Origin of the sequence: Acinetobacter sp. SH024 (assembly GCF_000163635.1) — a bacterium.
Lineage (GTDB): Bacteria > Pseudomonadota > Gammaproteobacteria > Pseudomonadales > Moraxellaceae > Acinetobacter > Acinetobacter pittii.
Map to the genome: position 1 here is coordinate 1 of NZ_GG753621.1, position 805 is coordinate 805.

Annotated in this window: 1 protein-coding gene; it reads right to left on the reverse strand. The window is 28.3% G+C overall.

All coding sequences use genetic code 11. The features are described from left to right. Window positions 1-534: 534 nt before the first annotated feature. Window positions 535-771, reverse strand: a complete 237-nt coding sequence (locus HMPREF0013_RS0105955) for a hypothetical protein (RefSeq protein ID WP_000152665.1) — start codon at window positions 769-771, stop codon at window positions 535-537. Window positions 772-805: the final 34 nt, after the last annotated feature.

The window sequence follows — 805 nt, forward strand, 5'->3', positions numbered from 1 at the left end:
AAATTAGTACGAATAAAAGCTAGGGAAGTTTGATTTTTCTATTGAGCTTTAAAATGGATTATTGTGTTTAAATTATCAATTTAAAAAGCTTGCCTAGTAGGCAAGCTCCCCCTTTTTTTGATATTTGCGCTGATCAATAAGGTTTAGTGTTACTTAAAGCAACACACTGATAATACTGAAATATTTAAAAATAAAAAAGCCCACTTCCTATTTTTATTCAGAAATGGGCTTAGCGAAAAAAAACGCTTAGACCTGAAATAGGAAATATCTATTCGGAAATATCTCCAACTTCATATTGGCATAATATTTAAGCACTAGCAATAGGGATTGAATTAAAAATATCAAATATTCATATTTAAATAGATAAAGATTTCTTTTTAAATAGTTTTATTTTTAGCCTACATAATTTTTTTACTTATCAAGAGTTATAAAGAATATGTGCCCATCAATAGGTAATACTTAATAAGGTCTTATGTGTAGTAACCATTAGGCTCTAGAGAGTAAGAACTCAAACTGACTAAAAATAAAAAATAATTAATTTTCAATATTAATGATCATATACTGCAAAGTTATGTATATTCCAACTTCTCCATTGTTGAGTGCCTCATATAAGTCTTCATCAACGAAATCTCCAGATTCATCATATAGCCATTTATGAATTTGAATAATTTGTATATTCCCTTTTTTGTCTATTCTTGCTATTGGGTCTATTACGGACCGAACTATCACCTTCTTCTTCGTCTTAACATCGAGCAATGTGATAATTGTCATTTTAAAATCCTTATAAATATCCTGTATAACAACT

What these genes read in the sequence shown, in the direction of transcription:
- HMPREF0013_RS0105955 (WP_000152665.1), bottom strand. Translation starts at nt 771, where the DNA reads ATGACAATTATCACATTGCTCGATGTTAAGACGAAGAAGAAGGTGATA.